The 17,394-nt window shown below is 56.8% G+C and carries 18 protein-coding genes; 14 read left to right on the plus strand and 4 right to left on the minus strand.

Translation table 11 applies throughout. The annotated features are described in order from the left end of the window. Window positions 1-132: 132 nt before the first annotated feature. Window positions 133-360: a helix-hairpin-helix domain-containing protein gene (locus EH198_RS08060; protein WP_124695035.1), complete on the plus strand. Its 228-nt coding sequence runs from the start codon at window positions 133-135 to the stop codon at window positions 358-360. Window positions 361-482: 122 nt separating this feature from the next. On the opposite strand, the gene EH198_RS08065 is transcribed toward EH198_RS08060, so the two are convergent. Both EH198_RS08065 and EH198_RS08070 read right to left on the minus strand, forming a co-directional pair. Further along, the gene (locus tag EH198_RS08065; RefSeq protein ID WP_124695036.1) at window positions 483-1,292 is read right to left on the minus strand and encodes a histidinol-phosphatase; all 810 of its coding nucleotides are present in this window, start codon (window positions 1,290-1,292) and stop codon (window positions 483-485) included. 45 nt (window positions 1,293-1,337) lie between these two features. Beyond that, entirely contained in the window at window positions 1,338-2,243 is a 906-nt protein-coding gene (locus EH198_RS08070) for a LysR family transcriptional regulator (RefSeq protein WP_124695037.1), read from the minus strand. A 255-nt stretch (window positions 2,244-2,498) separates the two neighbouring features. Between EH198_RS08070 and EH198_RS08075 the strand changes: the two genes are divergently transcribed. The 5 genes from EH198_RS08075 to EH198_RS08095 all read left to right on the plus strand — a co-directional run bounded on the left by EH198_RS08075 (window position 2,499) and on the right by EH198_RS08095 (window position 7,323). Continuing rightward, window positions 2,499-2,957 carry a chemotaxis protein CheX gene (locus EH198_RS08075; RefSeq protein ID WP_124695038.1) on the plus strand — a complete coding sequence of 153 codons (459 nt, stop codon included), beginning with the start codon at window positions 2,499-2,501 and terminating at the stop codon, window positions 2,955-2,957. Between the two features lie 52 nt (window positions 2,958-3,009). Continuing rightward, window positions 3,010-3,786, plus strand: coding sequence for an SDR family NAD(P)-dependent oxidoreductase (locus EH198_RS08080; RefSeq protein WP_124695039.1), 777 nt, complete (start codon window positions 3,010-3,012; stop codon window positions 3,784-3,786). A 93-nt stretch (window positions 3,787-3,879) separates the two neighbouring features. Beyond that, on the plus strand, window positions 3,880-5,355 hold the full coding sequence (locus EH198_RS08085; RefSeq protein ID WP_124695040.1) for a DEAD/DEAH box helicase: 1,476 nt from the start codon (window positions 3,880-3,882) through the stop codon (window positions 5,353-5,355). Next, complete coding sequence (locus EH198_RS08090; RefSeq protein ID WP_124695041.1) at window positions 5,352-6,098, plus strand: ABC transporter ATP-binding protein; 747 nt, start codon at window positions 5,352-5,354, stop codon at window positions 6,096-6,098. The genes EH198_RS08085 and EH198_RS08090 overlap by 4 nt, the downstream gene beginning before the upstream one ends. A gap of 1 nt (window position 6,099) precedes the next feature. Beyond that, window positions 6,100-7,323, plus strand: a complete 1,224-nt coding sequence (locus EH198_RS08095) for an ABC transporter permease (protein ID WP_124695042.1) — start codon at window positions 6,100-6,102, stop codon at window positions 7,321-7,323. A gap of 588 nt (window positions 7,324-7,911) precedes the next feature. Here EH198_RS08095 and EH198_RS08100 read toward each other — a convergent pair. Continuing rightward, window positions 7,912-8,601, minus strand: coding sequence for a GntR family transcriptional regulator (locus EH198_RS08100; RefSeq protein ID WP_124695043.1), 690 nt, complete (start codon window positions 8,599-8,601; stop codon window positions 7,912-7,914). Window positions 8,602-8,955: 354 nt separating this feature from the next. Here EH198_RS08100 and EH198_RS08105 point away from each other — a divergent pair, with 354 nt between their 5' ends. From EH198_RS08105 to EH198_RS08140, 8 genes are all read left to right on the plus strand, one after another. Continuing rightward, window positions 8,956-9,555, plus strand: coding sequence for a tripartite tricarboxylate transporter TctB family protein (locus tag EH198_RS08105; protein WP_185702806.1), 600 nt, complete (start codon window positions 8,956-8,958; stop codon window positions 9,553-9,555). Next, window positions 9,556-11,085: a tripartite tricarboxylate transporter permease gene (locus tag EH198_RS08110; RefSeq protein ID WP_246014146.1), complete on the plus strand. Its 1,530-nt coding sequence runs from the start codon at window positions 9,556-9,558 to the stop codon at window positions 11,083-11,085. A 35-nt stretch (window positions 11,086-11,120) separates the two neighbouring features. Further along, entirely contained in the window at window positions 11,121-12,209 is a 1,089-nt protein-coding gene (locus tag EH198_RS08115; RefSeq protein ID WP_246014147.1) for a tripartite tricarboxylate transporter substrate binding protein, read from the plus strand. 28 nt (window positions 12,210-12,237) lie between these two features. Then, window positions 12,238-12,516: a UxaA family hydrolase gene (locus EH198_RS08120; protein ID WP_124695045.1), complete on the plus strand. Its 279-nt coding sequence runs from the start codon at window positions 12,238-12,240 to the stop codon at window positions 12,514-12,516. A gap of 2 nt (window positions 12,517-12,518) precedes the next feature. Then, window positions 12,519-13,673: a UxaA family hydrolase gene (locus EH198_RS08125; protein WP_124695046.1), complete on the plus strand. Its 1,155-nt coding sequence runs from the start codon at window positions 12,519-12,521 to the stop codon at window positions 13,671-13,673. A gap of 41 nt (window positions 13,674-13,714) precedes the next feature. Further along, a complete protein-coding gene (locus tag EH198_RS08130) occupies window positions 13,715-14,812 on the plus strand; it encodes an Ldh family oxidoreductase (protein WP_185702807.1) in 1,098 nt (365 codons plus the stop codon). Then, on the plus strand, window positions 14,809-15,771 hold the full coding sequence (locus EH198_RS08135) for a hydroxyacid dehydrogenase (protein ID WP_124695048.1): 963 nt from the start codon (window positions 14,809-14,811) through the stop codon (window positions 15,769-15,771). The genes EH198_RS08130 and EH198_RS08135 overlap by 4 nt, the downstream gene beginning before the upstream one ends. Window positions 15,772-16,225: 454 nt before the next feature. Next, complete coding sequence (locus EH198_RS08140) at window positions 16,226-17,077, plus strand: putative RNA methyltransferase (RefSeq protein ID WP_246014148.1); 852 nt, start codon at window positions 16,226-16,228, stop codon at window positions 17,075-17,077. A 206-nt stretch (window positions 17,078-17,283) separates the two neighbouring features. On the opposite strand, the gene EH198_RS24875 is transcribed toward EH198_RS08140, so the two are convergent. After that, window positions 17,284-17,394 carry a YjcZ family sporulation protein gene (locus EH198_RS24875; RefSeq protein WP_221621498.1) on the minus strand — a complete coding sequence of 37 codons (111 nt, stop codon included), beginning with the start codon at window positions 17,392-17,394 and terminating at the stop codon, window positions 17,284-17,286.

Consider the following 17,394-nt stretch of genomic DNA (forward strand, 5'->3'; position numbering starts at 1 on the left):
TTCAGCCGAACATGTCCTTAGTCCATAACTTGGGCGGGAAACAGCCCTGCCATAGAGAGCGCCGATTGGGGGTATCCATCATTAGCGTAATAGGTAAAATGGAAGTACAGGGAACAAGGAAGGAGGGATCTGATGGAGGAGCACGATATTGCCGGTCCGCAAAGCGGGTTTCCCGAAAAACTGAGCAAACCGGCAAGAAGAGCGCTTCAGGGGGCGGGGTATTTGACTTTGGAGCAGCTTGCGGAGGCTGGCGAAGCGGAACTTCTGAAACTGCATGGAATGGGGCCAAAAGCGTTGGATCAACTTAGGCAGGCAATGACGACCAAAGGACTACATTTTGCGGATAAGACAAAGGGGTGAAATAAAAAAACAGCGGCAGCCGGGACCTGTCAAAGTCTCCCGAACTGCCGCTGTTGTCTTTTTCGGAGGGTCCATGTCAATCCTTGCATCCTCCGGCTCACGCTGCCGCGAATTATCCATCCTTATAATGGCAGCTCTACTCTCTGTTGCTGCTTGTAGTAAACCCAGGAGGTGAAGCCGATTTCCTTCAGCCGGGCCGCCACTGCTTCATGCTCGTCGCCTACCCTTGAAGGCTTGTGCGCATCAGACCCGAACGTTACCTCCACGCCGAAGCGCAGCGCCCGTTCCAGGATGTCGTCCGAAGGATACCAGCCGCCGCTCAGCTTGGTCTTTCCGGAGGTGTTGATCTCAATCGCCACACCGCTATCGGCAATGACCTTCAGGCAATCGTCGAGCGGTCCCGGGGCAAGAATATTCGAGAAATCGGGATAGTTGCCCTTCATGGCGTCGATATGGCCGAGGATTTGGAACATGCCGCTGCGGGCGGACTCGGAGATAAGCCGGTAATACTCGGTTTTGATCGCAATCTTCTCTTTGGTCTCCAGGCCCTTCCAGCGTCCTTTGTTAAAAATGCTGAGGCCCCCCGTGCTGTGCACCGACCCGATCACGTAGTCGAAAGGATACGCGTCCAGCATTTTCCGGTACGTCTCCACATGCTCCGGGAAATAGTCGGATTCGATGCCAAGCAGGACGTCGATTACGCCTTCATACTCTTTTTTCAAGGCGAGCACTTCTTCCACATAACCGGCGAATTCCGATTTGGCCATGGCAATATGCGGAAAAGCCCGATCGCTCGGATCTCCGAAATAGGGAGTGTGATCCGAAATGCCTATGACTCCGAGCCCAGCCTTAATGCCGGCCTCAACGTAATTACGAATGTTTCCGTCGGCGTGGCCGCAGCGGAAATGATGGGTATGCAGGTCGAATTTCATTGAAAGAACATCTCCTTAGGCCAAATTGTGTAAATTAATGACGTCCTATTCCGAACCGATAAACTGCGTCTCCGGCATCCCTTTAAGGTCGCTGAGGAACTGCCGCATGGCTGAGTTGACATATTTTCCCGATTTGGTGATAACTCCGACGGGATGGGTTACCTCCAGCTCCATGATCGGAATGATCTTGAGGGTTCCCGCACGGACTTCCTCCGCCACCGACTGCTTGGAAATGATGCCTGCGCCCAGATCCAGTTCCACCATCCGCTTCACTTCTTCACTGCTTGTCAGCTCCATGATGACATGGGTCTGAATGCCGTGCTTGGCAAACACCTCTTCGGCGAACATCCGTCCGACCGTATCGGGCGAGAGCAGAATGAGCGGAGTTTGGCCAAGCACCTCGACTCTGGCGCCTCCGGGTGCCGACGCCAGCGGATGTCTCGGGGACACGACCAGTTCGAAAGTATCGTAGTAGAGGGTGGAAGTGCTCATGCCGGGACTGTTTCCGATCAGGTAACCGATGCCGACATCGACGAGGCCGTTCTCGACATGCTGATAGATCTGCGTAGAGGACATGGATTGGATGGATGTTTTGATATGAGGAAATTGGTCTTGAAAATACGATAGAATACGCGGCAGAATCTGGATCGCGATGGAGGTCGTCGTCCCGAGTATGATATGGCCCTGCGGCGTTTCATCCAGGTCGGCAAGCCTCAGCTTCAAATCGTCGACGATATTTACGATCTGCTCCGCATGCGTAAGGAATACCTGTCCCTTGTCCGTCAGCGTAACGGGCTGGTTCCGGTCCACCAGCTGGGTTTTGAACTCTTCCTCAAGGCTCTTGATCTGAGCGGAAACTGCCGGCTGGGTCAGATTGAGCAGTTCTCCCGCCTTGCGGAAGCTCATCGTTTTGGAGATCATGATAAGCGTCTCCAGTTGGCTGATGTTCATGGAATACCTCCCTTGGCCAACCATTTGTTGACTTATCGGTTATGTACATAGTTTACGCCGAATGTTGGCATTTAATTAAATTATAGGAGATTCTCTCCGGCAGGGCAATGACACCGCTCACCCCTTCATTTATTTCCTTGCGTCAAGCATTAATTTTTGGTGAATTGTGCCGATATATGAGATATACTATACCAAGATCGTCGTGGGACTTTTGGAATATGACTTAAGTCCGGCAAAGGGGGACTCAGCACTATTATGAAGGCAGAAGTGATTAATCCGTTTTTGGAATCTGCATGCGTTGTAATTGAACAGGTGATTCAAGTCTCGCCGTCGACCGGAAATTTGGGAATAAAAGATATTGAGCTGTTCGATAACCATATATGGATAAAAGTCGGAATGACGGGGGAGCTTAGCGGCGATATCGTTTTTGGCATTGCGGAACATGTGGCGCTGCGCATGGTGTCTGCCATGATGGGCGGCTATCCCATTGCGGAGATGGACGAGATGGGGCAAAGCGCCATTTCGGAGCTGGGCAATATGATCAGCGGCAACGCGAGCACCATACTATCCAATCAGGGCGTTGTGGTGGATATCACGCCACCCCAAGTCATGAAATCCGAAAGTCTGGTAGACTTCATGCCCCGCAAAGCACTGAGCATTCCGCTCGTAATGGACGGAATCGGCGAACTGGATATTCAGGTGATGATCTCTTAGAATTGTAAGAGAGAGTTTGTCATCATGCAAGATAGGAGCTGAGGGTCGGGCGATGGAGCTTAAGGGTAAAATCGCAGTCATCACCGGCGCTTCCAGCGGCATCGGCGCGCTTACGGCGCGTCTGCTCGGACAGCGCGGAGCCATTCCGGTGCTGCTTGCCAGGTCGGAGGACAAGCTGAAGACTGCTGCGGAAGGGATAACGGGCGGATACGGATTGTACCGCTGCGATGTGAGCCGTTCCGGCGAAGTGGAAGAGACTTTCGCCAAGATTATTGCGGCGTACGGCAGAATCGATATTTTGCTCAATAATGCGGGCTATGGCAGGTTCGGGGACTTCACGGAAATGCCGGTCGAAGAGTTCAATGAAATGATGAACGTCAATTACATGGGCGTCGTCCGCTGCACCAAGGCGGCAGTGCCGCATATGCTGGAGCGGGGAAGCGGACAGATCGTCAATGTGGCCTCGATGGCCGGCAAGATCGGCACCTCGCGGGCGGCGGCCTATACTGCCTCGAAGCATGCCGTCCTCGGTTTCACAAACGCGCTGAGGCAGGAGCTGCGCCACAGCGGCATTACCGTGTCGGCGGTCAATCCGGGACCGATTGAGACCGACTTTTTCAATCTGGCCGATCCCTCCGGAGACTACGTCAAGAATGTGGGCGGTTTCATGATGAGTCCTCAATATGTCGCCGAAAAGATAGTGAAGCTGATGGAGAAAGATAAGGAAGAGCTGGATTTGCCACGGCTGGCGGCTGCCGGCATTCGCTTGTACGGGCTGTTCCCGCGGCTGGCGGACAAGCTGACTTACAAGATGCTAAACCGGAAATAGCATAGAGAAGAGCAGATGGCCTTCCATTTGGTGGATAGGCCTTTTTGGCATATAATGAATGGATACTATACAGTGAAAAGGATGAATTTCCCTATGAATAAAGCTTCTTTTGCGGCTATCGGCATCCAGGAAGACCTTGAAGCCCGATTGACGGAATTCGGCATCACCTCTCCTTCTCCCGTTCAGGCGGAGACTATTCCGCTGCTGCTGGAAGGACGGGATGTGCTCGCAGCTTCCCAGACCGGAACGGGCAAAACGCTGGCTTACCTGCTGCCCCTTCTGCAAGGAATCGATCCGCAGCTCCGAGCGGTCCAGAAGCTGGTGCTTGCCCCGACTCAGGAGCTCGCGATGCAGATTGTGCGCGAAGCGGAGCGTTACAGCGAGGGACGCGGCATCCGCACGCTCGGGCTGATCGGCGGCGCGGCGGTCGGACGCCAGATCGAAAGGCTGCGCGAGCATCCGCAGCTGGTCGTGGGCACCCCGGGACGCGTGCGTGAGCTGATCGGACTGCGCAAGCTGAAGATGCACGAGGTCGCCACGATCGTCCTCGACGAGGCAGACCAGATGTTCCAGCTCGGCGGAGCGGGCGAACTGGAGAAGATTATCGCAAGCGCCCTGCGCAGCCGCCAGCTTGTGATGCTGTCGGCGACGATCGGACCTGAGACGCGGGCGCTGGCCTCCAAGGTCATGAACGATCCGGCCGAAGTCGGTATCGATCCCGAGGCTAGGACGGCACGCGGACTGGAGCATCTGTATATCGCCGTGGAGGAGCGGGACAAGGTCGATGCGCTGCGGCGGGTGCTTCGCTATTACAACCCGAAGCGGGCGATTGTCTTCGTCAACACGGCTGAGGCGATTGCGGAGGTGGAAGCCAAGCTGAATCACCTTGGACTGACGGCGGCGGCGCTGTACGGCGACGCCGACAAGGTGACGCGCAGCACGGTGCTGGGCCGTTTCCGGGAGGGTAAATTCCTCGTGCTGGTTGCGAGCGACGTGGCGGCGCGCGGGCTGGACATCGAGGATTTGCCGCTTGTCGTCAGCTTCGATCCCGCGTTCGATGCGGAGCACTATGTGCACCGGGCGGGACGGACGGGACGAATGGGCCGCAGCGGCCTGTCGCTGTCGATCGTCACGCCGCAGCAGACGTTCATTATGCGCAAGTTCGCCCGGGAGCTCGGCATCGACTTGAGCGAACGCGCGCTGTACGGCGGCAAAATTCTGCCGCCGGAGGAAGTGCGCGGCGGCGCAGGCCCGCGCCGCGAGAAGCCGCGCAGCGGCCAGCCGGCGGTGCGGACCGCCGGCATTCGCCCGCACGCCGCGCCGGCATCGGGCGGCGCGGCCGGGCGCGGGCAGGCGGGCCGTGACGCCGAGAACGGGCGTCACGAGGAGCCGCGCGGCGGCAAGGCGCGCCCGGCGGCTCCGGCGGGCAGGACGGGCTCCGGGCCGCGCGGAGCCCAAGCGTCCGCTCCTGCGGGCAAGGCCCGCAACGCGGACCGGGAGCGCAACCGCAAGAACAAGGGAGCGCCCAAATGGCTGAAGGACAAAAGGTCCGGAGGTGACGGGCAATGAGTGCCGCTCCCGTACTGGAGATTACGGGCCTGACCGGCGGGTACAGCCTGAACAAGCCGGTGCTGCATGATATTTCCCTGCAGGTTCAGCCGGGGGAGATGGTCGGGCTGATCGGGCTGAACGGAGCCGGCAAGAGCACCACCATGAAGCATATCCTCGGCCTGATGACGCCGCATAAAGGCGGAATCGCCGTTCAGGGAAGAACGCGGGACAACGATTCGGCAGGATATCACAGCGCGCTTTCTTTTGTGCCCGAGTCGCCGCTATTGTACGAAGAAATGACGGTTCGCGAGCATGTGGAATTTACGGCCAGGGCATACGGCGTGAACCGCGCCGATTACGAGGCTCGCAGCCGCCGCCTATCGGAGCTTTTCCGCATGGAAGATAAGATGGACAGCCTCTCCGGCCATCTGTCCAAAGGGATGAAGCAGAAGGTGATGATTATGTGCGCTTTTGTCGCGAGTCCTGCGTTGTATGTAATCGACGAGCCTTTTCTCGGCCTCGACCCGCTCGGCATCCGCTCGCTACTGGACTTTATGCTGGAGATCAAGCAATCGGGTTCATCCATTTTGCTCAGTTCCCATATCCTCTCCACGATCGAGAACTATTGCGACCGTTTCATCGTGCTGCACCAGGGCAGGGTCATCGCCGAGGGCAGCTTGGCGGATATAGGGGCTGCCGCAGGCAAGCCGGGCCTGCCGCTGGAGCAGCTGTTCTACGAGCTGGTCCAGGGAGGGAAGTAGCATGGATCTCAGAAAGCTGCAAGGGGAAAGGCGCAGCCGGGAGGCCGGCAAGCTCCTTCCCTATGCGGGCTATATTATCCAGAGCGGCGTGGCGGTCGTGCTGCTGTTCATCCTTATCGCTTTTTCGGCCTGGTACACTTCGGTGCTGAAGGATGTTCCAGCCGGTGTGCCGATCCGCTGGATTATGCTGGCGGCGCTGCTGCCGGCCGCGGTTCACAGCAGTTTCCGCACCTATCTGCAGCCTGCGGACGCCGTCTTTCTGCTGCCTCAGGAGCACCGGATGCACGAGTACTTTGCACCGGCCTGGACCAGGGGGACCGTTTGGAAAGGCCTGCGGCTCCTTATGGCGCTCCTCATTTTATGGCCTTTGTACATACGAACGGAGGAATCGCCGAAGTCACTGTTAATCACCGCCGCGCTGCTCCTTGGCGTAAAGCTTCTCTCCGCTTACGGCTGCTGGCGGGAGCTGAAGATGCTCTCTCCGGCCGCGTCTGCGGGGTATCGGCTGCTGCGCTGGGCGGTGGGCGGCCTGATCATCGCCGCCTGGCTGTGGCAGCCTTTCCATAAAGGGCTGGGCTTCTCCATGCTGCTGGCGGCGGCTTATCTGGCGGCGCTTGCCGTACCCGCCCGGCACGCCGTTCCTTGGGAGCGGCTGAGCGCTCAGGAGAAGGTGCAGAGCGGCCGGGCCCAAATGCTGCTCGGCTGGTTCGTCGAGGTTCCAGGACGCCAGCAGCGTGTCTATTCCCGCCGCTGGCTCTCCCGCTGGGGGGCTGAACTTCCCTGGAGGCGGGACAGCGCCTACCGCTATCTGCTGACCAAAAGTTTTGCCCGCGGCGATATTTTGGGCATAGTGCTGCGCCTCGGACTTTTGGCGCTGGCGCTGGAGTGGTGGAACCGCGGCAGCCTTGTCGGCGCCGGGATTTATTTGTTCTTCCTGTTCATCGTCGGCGTCCAGCTCTCCGCCCTGTCGAAGCTGCACGGCGATTCATTCTGGCTGACGGTCTATCCGCTGCCGGAGAACAGCCGCAGCCGCAGCACCGTCTCCTTCGTGTTCCGGGCGCATCTGGCATTGGCGCTCGTGCTATGGCTTCCGTTCGTAGCGGCAGCCGGAAGCGGCATGCTGCCGAGAGCGCTCGGCACGCTGGCTGCCGGAGCGGCGCTCGTTCTGATCGTCCGGGCCCGCCTGGGGCGGAAAATGAGGAGTTCCGACGACGATGATTTCTAAAGCCGCCTGAAGCACGGGCTTCAGGCCGTGGGAGCAAGCGGTTTTGCCGATGGCATACGAGCGGTTATTAACCAATTGTTTACGTTGCACAGCACAATATATGAAAGAGGGGCGATCCCAAAAAGTCATCGCAGATGGCTTAGGGATCGCCTCTTTTGACGTCCCAGTCAGGAGCCAGCCCTTACGGGCTGCCTTAAGGAACGACTAAGCGGAATTCCTCCGTTAAATTAGCAGGATAACAGGCTGATATCCGAATTATAAGGAAAACATCCAGCTAATTGGGGCGTTTAATCGGCCGAACGGGCGGAACCCATGAATTAGATGGAGCTTTTCCAGGTAAGCTGTTGAACAGCCTGATTTCTTATGAATTAGAGGGAGCTTTTCCCTCTCCACCCGCCAGTTGGCCAACGGGGCTGCTCATCCCCGGCCGCAAAAAGGGGCTCTCCCAAAAGTCATCCTAGATGACTTAGGGATCGCCCCTTCTTTTGCAGCCCTTTTGGTTCAGCAGATGATGAGCAGAACTCTGCACGCTGAATTTTTTTTTGATGACTTGGTCGGGAGGTCGCACGGTGTCGGTGTGATCTCGCTTTAGATCAGCCCGCCGTTCAGATTGATATTTTTGTACAGTCGGATTTTCGCATCCTCCAGATGCTCGCTCACCACTTGTCTAAGATCGTCATGGGAGCCCGCCTTAAGCGAACCGATAATCCGCTCGTGCTGCTGCAATGAATGAAGGACCATTTCCTTCGTAATCAGGTACGATTTCATCGCCAGGTAGCGGTAATTCATGGTGTTTTGATAGATATTCTGAATATTCCGGTTGCCGCCCAGCTTCAGAAACTCCATGTGAAAATGAAGATTGTAATCTCCTTCGTGGTAATTCTCCAGCTTTGAGGAGTTTACGATATAGACCGAGGTTTCATGAATCTTCTCCATGTTGGCGACGATATCCTGACTAGCCTTCGCCATTCCCGATGCCAGCTTCTCCACGACCCACAGTTCAATCATCAGGCGCGTATCCATAATGTCGAGCACGTTCTCAGAGGAAAACCCGACGACAAAAGTGCCGACCTTCGGTACCGTCTTGATCAATCCGTCCATTTCCAGCCGGCCCAGCGCGTCGCGGATCGGCGTCCGGCTTACCCCAAGCTGAGCGGATAATTCGGGAATGGAGAGCTTGTGTTCGGGCGGGAACTCTCTTTTGATAATCAGTTCTTTCAGAATATTGTACGTTTTCTCCAGCAAATTGGCATTGTCGATTCGGATCAGTTTAGGCATGAAATCATTCCTTATCGGGTCAAGTACTTTCTTGAATCATGTATACAACATTTATTTAAATCATATCATCAAGTATTTGTCAAAAGATATTTTCCACAAAAATAGTTGAGAAAATAACATTGACAGGAAAAAGAAGACGGTGATATGATACGTGGCATAGCAGAAACAAAACCTACTAAACCTATCGACTATACATATTGCTGCTGGTAATGTCGAAGTTCAATTTTTTTGTTTTGTATGTTATATACAACATATATTAGAGTGTCGACCGTACAGACGGAGACCTGCCTTTCGGCTATATAAAGCCTTGGCGGGTTTTTTGCGTTTAAACGGTCATAGTCAGGAGGAATGAGAATGAAAAGCGCGGCTGACCGCTCTGCCGGAGTGCTTGCCGTTCTGGCTGGCTGTCTCTCTCTTCGCGAAGCCTACCGCCTGTACCCTTATCATGTCAGTCTGCTCGGCGGAGACCATACCTTCCCCGCCTTTATTGGAGCGGGACTGGCCCTGGCGGGAGTCTGGTTGGTATTGTTTCCCGGGCCATCCGCCAAATTGTCCGCTGCCGGATTAACAACTCCGGAGTTGGCGGATGCCGAAACATCCATTGCCGAATCATCCATTGAAAAATTCATTGTTGACGAGTCCGTTGTTGACAGATCTCCATCTCCGGATACTCAATGGGCGGATCGGAAAAGCGGACGGATTCAGTTTCTGCCAAGGCAGGGCCTGATCCCGCTCCTGCTGCTGATCTACACTTTTATTCTTCCTTGGGCGGGTTACCTGGTGGGGACCTTCATCATCGCTCTGCTTCTGTTTCGACTGCTGGGAATCGGCAGATGGTGGCGCTGCGCTGTGTACGCTTTGCTGCTGACGGCCGGGCTGTATCTGATCTTTATCGAATGGCTGCACACTCCGTTTTCGGCAGGAACGCTGTGGCTGCATCAAGGAGGCGATTAAATGAGTAATTTATCCATGCTGCTGGACGGCTTTGGACATGCGGCCACACCGATGAATCTGCTGATGGCGGCCATCGGCGTGCTTGTGGGAACCTTCGTCGGCGTGCTGCCGGGGCTTGGCCCGACCTCGTCGATCGCTATTCTGCTGCCCGTAACGGCGGTTCTTGAACCGACGCAGGCGATTATCATGCTCGCGGGCATTTATTACGGGGCGATGTACGGCGGATCGACGACCGCCATTCTGCTCAATATTCCGGGCGAGGCCTCATCCGTCCCCACCTGTCTGGACGGCTATCCGCTCGCACAGCAGGGCAGGGGAGGACCGGCGCTCGGCATCGCCGCCATCGCATCCTTTATCGCAGGCGTGCTGGGTGTGCTCGGTCTTGTCCTGTTCGCTCCCGTGCTGGCCAATCAGGCGCTGCGTTTCGGTCCGCCGGAAATGTTCTCCGTCCTTCTCCTGACGCTGGTCATCATGATGGGAATGACCGGCGGACGATTCGTCAAATCGGCCGTTATGGGCCTGGCCGGCATTGCCTTGTCACTCATCGGGCTTGGCGCGAACTCCGGCTTGTACCGGTTCACCCTGGGCTGGGGCCCGCTGGAAGGGGGGCTTGATATGGTGAGCATTCTGATCGGGCTCTTCTCGATCGCTGAAGTTATGAGAGGTTTGTCGGAGAAGAAGACCGCGATTTCCGCCGGAAATATCGGCAGCGTCTATCCGGGCCGGCAGGATCTGAAGCAAAGCGCTCCTTCCATCGCCGCGGGCGGGCTGATCGGTTTCTTCATGGGGCTGCTCCCGGGCTGCTCGGCCGCCGTAACTTCTTTTCTGTCTTATGATTTCGCCAAAAGAATCTCGCGCCGCCGCCATCTGTTCGGGAAAGGAGCCATCGAGGGCGTGGCCGCTCCGGAAGCCGCGAACAACGCGACAAGCTCGGCCGGATTTATTCCGCTGTTCGCGCTCGGCATCCCTTCCTCGCCGCCGCTGGCCGTGCTGCTCGCCGGACTGATGATCTACGGGCTGACGCCGGGTCCGATGCTGTTCGAGCAGAAAGGAAGCTTTGTGTGGACCGTCATCGCGAGCATGTTCATCGGCAACGTGATGCTGCTGGTGCTGAACCTGCCGCTGGTGGGCATTTGGGCCAAGCTGACCCGGGTCCCGTTCTCGATTCTTGCGCCGGTGATTCTTCTGCTCAGTATGATCGGAGCCTATACGGTGCGCAACAATCTGTTCGATGTCCAGGTGGCCGTTGTCTTCGGCGTCGCCGGTTATTACCTGCAAAAGCATGACTGGCCGATCATGCCCCTCATTCTCTGTTTTATTCTCGGTCCCTTGATGGAGCAGTCGTTTTTGCAGTCGATGGCGATTTCCGGCGGAAGCCTCGGCATCTTTGTTCAAAGAGGTCTCTCGGTCGCTTTCATTATAGCCGCCGCGGCCATGCTGGTCTTCTCTTTGTACATGGTCCGCCGCACCAAAAAAAGAATCCGTGAGGAACGCGGCGATTCGCTCAGCATCATCAATGCGGAAGCGTAAAGTCGCCTAAAACATAATTTAGGAGAGTGAATGATTTGAAAACATTGAACAAAAAGGCTTCCCGGCTGCTGCCGCTGACGCTGGCGCTGCTGTTTCTGGTCTCCGGCTGCGGAGCAAATTCCACGGCGGAGTCCGGCGCAGGCGGGGCTGCCCAATCGGGCGGTGAAACGGCGGCTCCCTCCGCTTCGGCGGATGGATCGGCCTCCTCAGCCAACGCCGACTATCCGAACAGGCCCATCGAATATGTGGTGCCGTTCTCGGCCGGAGGCGGCGTAGATTTGGTTGCCCGGACGGTTGCGGAAGGGCTCAGCAAGGAATGGGGGCAGCCGATCGAAATCGTCAATAAGCCCGGCGCGGGCGGCGCCACCGGTGCGCAGTACGCGCTCAAACAAGCGGCCAATGACGGCTACACGGTCCTTGCGGATAATGTGGCGAGCACGACCATGCTGCAGGCCGGATCGGCCTCGGCGCCGGTTCTCCTAAGCGACCACGAATTTGCGGCCCGGGTCGTAACGGACGCGCCCGTCTTCGTGGTGGCCGCTGACGCGCCGTGGAAGGATTTCCGCGAATTCTCGGAATGGGCGAAAGCGAACCCCGAGAAACTGACCTGGACCAGCGTAGGGCCTGCGGGCTTCTCTACTTTTGCCGTAGCCGAATGGCTGAAAGCGATTGGAGCCGACTTTTCCAAAACCCGGATGGTCGCCACGAAAGGCGCGTCCGAATCTCTGCCCCTTGTAGCCGGAGGAAACGCGGTTCTTGCCGTTCACACCGTAAATGAGACTTCCACCCTGGTCAAGGCTGGCAAGCTGAAGGTGCTGGCAATCCTGTCTCCCGAGCGCAGCCCGTATTATCCCGATGTCCCCACAACGGCGGAGCAGGGAGTGAAGGATTTGTCCGTCTCCTGGTGGACGGGCATGAGCTTTCCGAAAGGAACGCCGCAGGAGATTGTCAAGAAGTGGGCAGATGGAGTCGCCAAGCTGGCACAGGACCCTGATTTCGTCGCGAAGCTCAAGAAGCTGCAGGTTGATCCGAACGTGCTTACAGGACAGGAGTTTACGGATTTTGTAAACAAGGAAGCGGAGTATTACACAGGTCTCGCCACCGAGACGGGAATCCGCAAGTAACGCAAATATGACGAATGGGGGAATGAGCATGCATCATTTTTTGATTCACAAACGGGGAGATCAGGTGGGTGTCGCGACGACGGACATTGCTGCCGGGCAGCAGGTCGTCGGGGTCTTTATGGATGACGATTCGGAATTAACGGTGACAAGCCTTCAGAATGTTCCGCTGGGGCATAAAATATCCATCGGCGTTCTTGAGAAAGGCGGCAGGGTCATCGAATACGGCATTCCCATCGGCATTGCACCGGAGGGGCTGACCGAAGGGGAATACGTTCATACTCACAATATTAAATCGGCGAGGTGGTAACAATGGGACAATTATTTGGATATCGCAGAGAAAACGGCAAGGTGGGTATTCGCAATCATGTCATTATTTTACCGGTTGACGACATTTCAAACGCAGCCTGCGAGGCGGTGGCTAAGGTCATCTCCGGCACGCTGGCTCTGCCCCATGCTTACGGGCGGCTTCAGTACGGAGAGGATTTGGAGCTGCACTTCCGGACGATGATCGGAACGGGCAGCAATCCGAACGTGGCGGCGGTCATCGTGATCGGCATCGAGCCGAACTGGACGAAGATCATCACGGACGGCATCGCCGCAACAGGCAAACCTGTGGCCGGATTCTCCATCGAAGGCTTGGGTGATCTGGAAATTATCCGGCGGGCGGCCTGGAAAGCCAAAGAATTCGTGCAGTGGGCCACAGAGCTTCAGCGGGTACCCGTATCCCTCTCGGAGCTTACCGTAAGCATCAAATGTGGAGAATCGGATACGACGACGGGGCTTGGCTCCTGCCCGACGGTAGGAGAAACGGTCGACTATTTGATTGATCAGGGGGCGACCGTGTTTTTCGGGGAGACTTCCGAGCTTACCGGCGGAGAGCATCTGATCGCGGACCGGATGGCGACGGAAGAGCTGCGCGAGCAATTCCAGCGCACCTATGACCGTTATGTCTCGGGATTCGCTTCCCAGGGAGTGGATCTGCTCGGCTCCCAGCCGACCCAGGGCAATATCGCCGGCGGGCTGTCCACGATTGAAGAGAAGGCGCTCGGCAATATCGAAAAAACCGGCAGCAAGCAGGTCATCGGCGTACTGAAGCCTGCCGAGGCGCCGCAGAACGGCCCGGGTCTGTATTTCATGGACAGCTCTTCCGCCGCTGCGGAGTGCATAACGCTCATGGCCGCCGCCGGAGCGGTCGTCCATTTCTTTCCGACAGGTCAGGGTAATGTGATTGGCAATCCGATCGAGCCTGTGATCAAAGTATCGGCCAACCCGAAGACGGTCAAGCTGATGGCCGAGCATATCGACGTCGATGTAAGTCCGCTGCTGGAACGCACGATTACGCTGCCTGAAGCGCGGGAACGCTTGCTGGAGACGCTGGAACGGACCGTTAACGGGCGGCTGACGGCTGCGGAAGCGCTCGGCCACCGGGAATTTGTAATGACGAAGCTGTATCCGAGCGCGTGAATAACAATAAAGAGAAATGAATGGGGAGGCGTAACGCGGAAATGTCGGCAAAGCGCTATGACAGCGGGAAGCTCTACGAATTTGTACAGTCGGTTCTGATATCCTTAAATGTACCGGAGGAAGACGCGTTTATTACGGCCGATTCCCTGATCCGCGCCGATCTGGAAGGGCACGGCAGCCATGGCGTCAGCAGACTGCCGGTCTATTCCCGGCGCATCCGGGAAGGGAGAATCAGCGCTTCACCGGATATTGCTGCCGAGCGCCACGGCGCGGTGCTGACCGTGGACGGCGGGAATGGGCTGGGCCAGGTTGTCGCCGTCCGGGCTTTGCAGGAGGGTATTCCCGTTGCCCGGGAGCTGGGGGTTGCGGCGGTATTCGTCCGTGGAAGCAATCACTTCGGAACGGCTGCTTACATATGCCAGGAGGCGGCCAAGGAGAACATGGCGTCGGTCGTCATGACCAACTCCCCGCCGGGCATTGCCCCTTGGGGAGGCCGGTCGGCCTTTCTCGGGACGAATCCGATCGGGTTCGGGTTCCCGTCCGGCGCCGGAGACCAGCCGCCGATCGTCGCCGACCTCTCGTCCAGCGTTGTAGCGCGGGGAAAGATCATGCAGGCGCAGAAGCAGGAGCAGCCGATCCCGGAAGGTTGGGCGATCGACAGCGAGGGAAGACCGACGACCGATGCCGGAGAAGCGCTCAAGGGAGCGGTTCTCCCTCTTGGCGGAGCCAAAGGGTATGCGCTGGCGCTGGCCGTGGAGATGCTGTGCGGCATTCTGACCGGAGCGTCCTTCGGCCCGCATATCGGGAACCTGTACAAGGAGGGCGACAAGAACGCCGATGTGGGACATGTGATCCTGCTGTTTTCGCCGGCCCGCTGGCTTGACACGGAGGCGTACGGCGACTCCGTCTCGCGGTTTGCGGACGAGATCAAGCAGGTTCCCCTGTCGCCCGGGGCGGAGGAAATTCTGCTTCCGGGAGAGCGGAGATTCCGCTCCGCCGGGAGGAATCGGCTGTCCGGCATTTCCCTGCCGGACAATGTCGTAAGCGAACTGGAAGACTTGGCGGTGACTGCCGGGGTTCCGTTCCCTCCGCAGCTCACGCAGGAGGATGAAGGAACGCAGAGGGGAAGTGAGGCATGAATATTGTTATAACGGAATGGAACGCTCCGAATGGACTGGAACGGCTTGAGCAGGAAGGACATCGTGTACATTATGATCCCGGTCTGTGGAACAGTCCGGAGCTGAGTGAAGCCGTCAAGGAAGCGGACGCCCTGATTGTCCGCAACCAGACGCGGGTAAATGCAGCCCTGATCGAAGCGGCTCCCCGCCTTAAGGTAATCGGACGGCTTGGCGCAGGGCTGGACAATATCGACCTGGATGCGGCGGCCCGGCGGCATATCCCGGTCGTTACGGCGGGAAGCGCCAATGCTTCCTCTGTAGCCGAATACGTCATCGCAGCCATCTTTCATTCCGCCCGGCGTCTCGGGGATGCGGCAGGCAGCGTCCGTTCCGGGGGCTGGCCGCGGCAGCAGTTCACGCTGCATGAAATCGGGGGCAAGACGCTGGGGCTCATCGGCGTGGGCGAAATCGGCAGGCGGACGGGCGCCAGGGCCAAGGCGCTCGGGATGAAGGTTCTGGGCTGCGATCCCCGGCTTGAGAAGGACGGAGATACCGCCGCCGAGGCGGGAATTATTCCCGCCGACTTAAACCGGGTGCTGGCCGAAAGCGACTATATCAGCCTGCATGTTCCGCTGCTTCCGTCGACGCGCGGGCTAATCGGCGCTTCTGCTCTGAATCTGATGAAGCAGAACGCTGTTCTGATCAATACGTCGAGAGGGGCTGTAGTCGACGAAGAAGCTCTGGTTGGGGCGCTCTCTGCGAATAGGCTTGCCGGGGCCGTGCTGGACGTGCTTGGCGAGGAGCCGCCGCGGAAGGATCATCCGCTGCTGGCGCTCCCGACCTGTACGATCACGCCCCATATCGCCGGGCTGACGCGGGAGTCACAGGAGCAAATTTCGGAGATCGTATCGGCCGAAGTGATCTCCGCGCTGGGCGGACAAGCCGAAGTAGCGAAGGCGCAAATCCGCTCCAGCTTTTGACCGGATTGCCAAATCCGCGCATGAACTTTATACTTAAACCGTAATTCAATGCTTGAACTTTCCATCTCCAAGGAGGATTTTTAGAAATGGTGCACTACATCAGACTGCGTTTCCCGGCTTTGAACCTATAATTCCATACGTTCAAAGGCTCTGTTTGTGATACAGAGTAAACGGGATCAGTCTGTCCATTTTTAATCATCTTCTTTTGCAGGGAGAATACCCCATACGAAAGAAGGGCGGATCATGCCGCCTTTCTTTTTTTATACCCTTCTCTTTCTTCCAGCCGGCAAGCGGAAGGTTGATTTGGCAATGGCTATCTTGGCTTCAACCAGCTCAGGCAGGATGGAGCTGTTTCCCTTTACTCCGGATCGCAGGCAATTGCCTGTGATTTTTTATTTTGAAAGGGAGACAAAGTATGAATGGAAGAGCCAGAAGCGCCGCACGCGTAAAAAAAATGGAGCAGGCATTTCAATGTCCGATTTGCGGCTCCCGTATGACAGTGAAAGAGGATAAAAGTCTGGTCTGCACCAATAAGCATACGTTTGATTTTGCCAAACCGGGTTATCTCAACCTGTCGGTCCGCCCCGCAAAGGGCCATTACACGAAAGAATTGTTCGAGGCCAGACGCCGCATTATCACGGAATCGGGCCTATACGCTCCGCTGCATGAAAGGTTGGCACGCATGATCAAGGAGCATACGAGAAGCTCTGAAATCCCCTCTACGGTCGCCGATTTGGGCTGCGGGGAAGGATCGCATCTCAGACGGATTTTGGAGGCGTGCTGCTGTCCGGAAATGACCGGAATCGGTCTTGATCTATCCAAGGAAGGCATCGTCCTGGCCTCCAAGCGGTATGCCGAATCCGTCTGGATCGTGGGCGACTTGGCGCAATCCCCTTTCGCTGACGGGTCGGTCCAAGTGATCCTCAATATTTTATCTCCTGCAAATTACAAGGAATTCAAGCGGATTCTGGCCCGGGACGGTCTCGTCATCAAAGTCCTGCCCCGCTCCGGTTATCTGAAGGAAGTAAGACAATCGATATTCAAGAACAGCGAAAATAGGATGTACCGGAACGATGGGACGACGGCGCTTTTCAAAAAGCATTTTCATGTGCTGGATACGGCCTCGCTCCATTACCCCAAAGAACTGAATAAAGCGGAGCTTGTCGATCTGATTCACATGACCCCGCTTGCCTGGTCCTCGGGCAAAAGGGATATTGAAGCGTTTATCGAACGGGATTCGGCTGAGATCACCATAGAGCTCGATATTTTAATCGGATGCCCTCCAGTTTCTATTAACGGCAAATAAAAGGGAGGCAGCCCCGAACGGCATCGGTTGATCAAGACTATCATGTAACAAAAAAGAAGAGATCCTTTGGGCCGTGGAACGGCTTGAACGGATCTCTTTATTTTGCGCTCTCTTACTTGTATGTGGACATCCCATAAAAGCGGCGCGAACATGATGGGAGGGAAGGGAGCCCGAAGGCTCTCTTCCGAGAATGAATCAAATGCCGATTAGACAAACAGAGACTTGGAGATGATTACCAGCAGGATGAAGAGAACCAGAATGGCTCCAGTGCTGGTGAAAGGGCTGTATCCGTATCCGCCTCTTACTTCTTCGCTCAT

Origin of the sequence: Paenibacillus rhizophilus, from assembly GCF_003854965.1 — a bacterium.
Classification (GTDB): Bacteria; Bacillota; Bacilli; order Paenibacillales; family Paenibacillaceae; genus Paenibacillus_AQ; species Paenibacillus_AQ rhizophilus.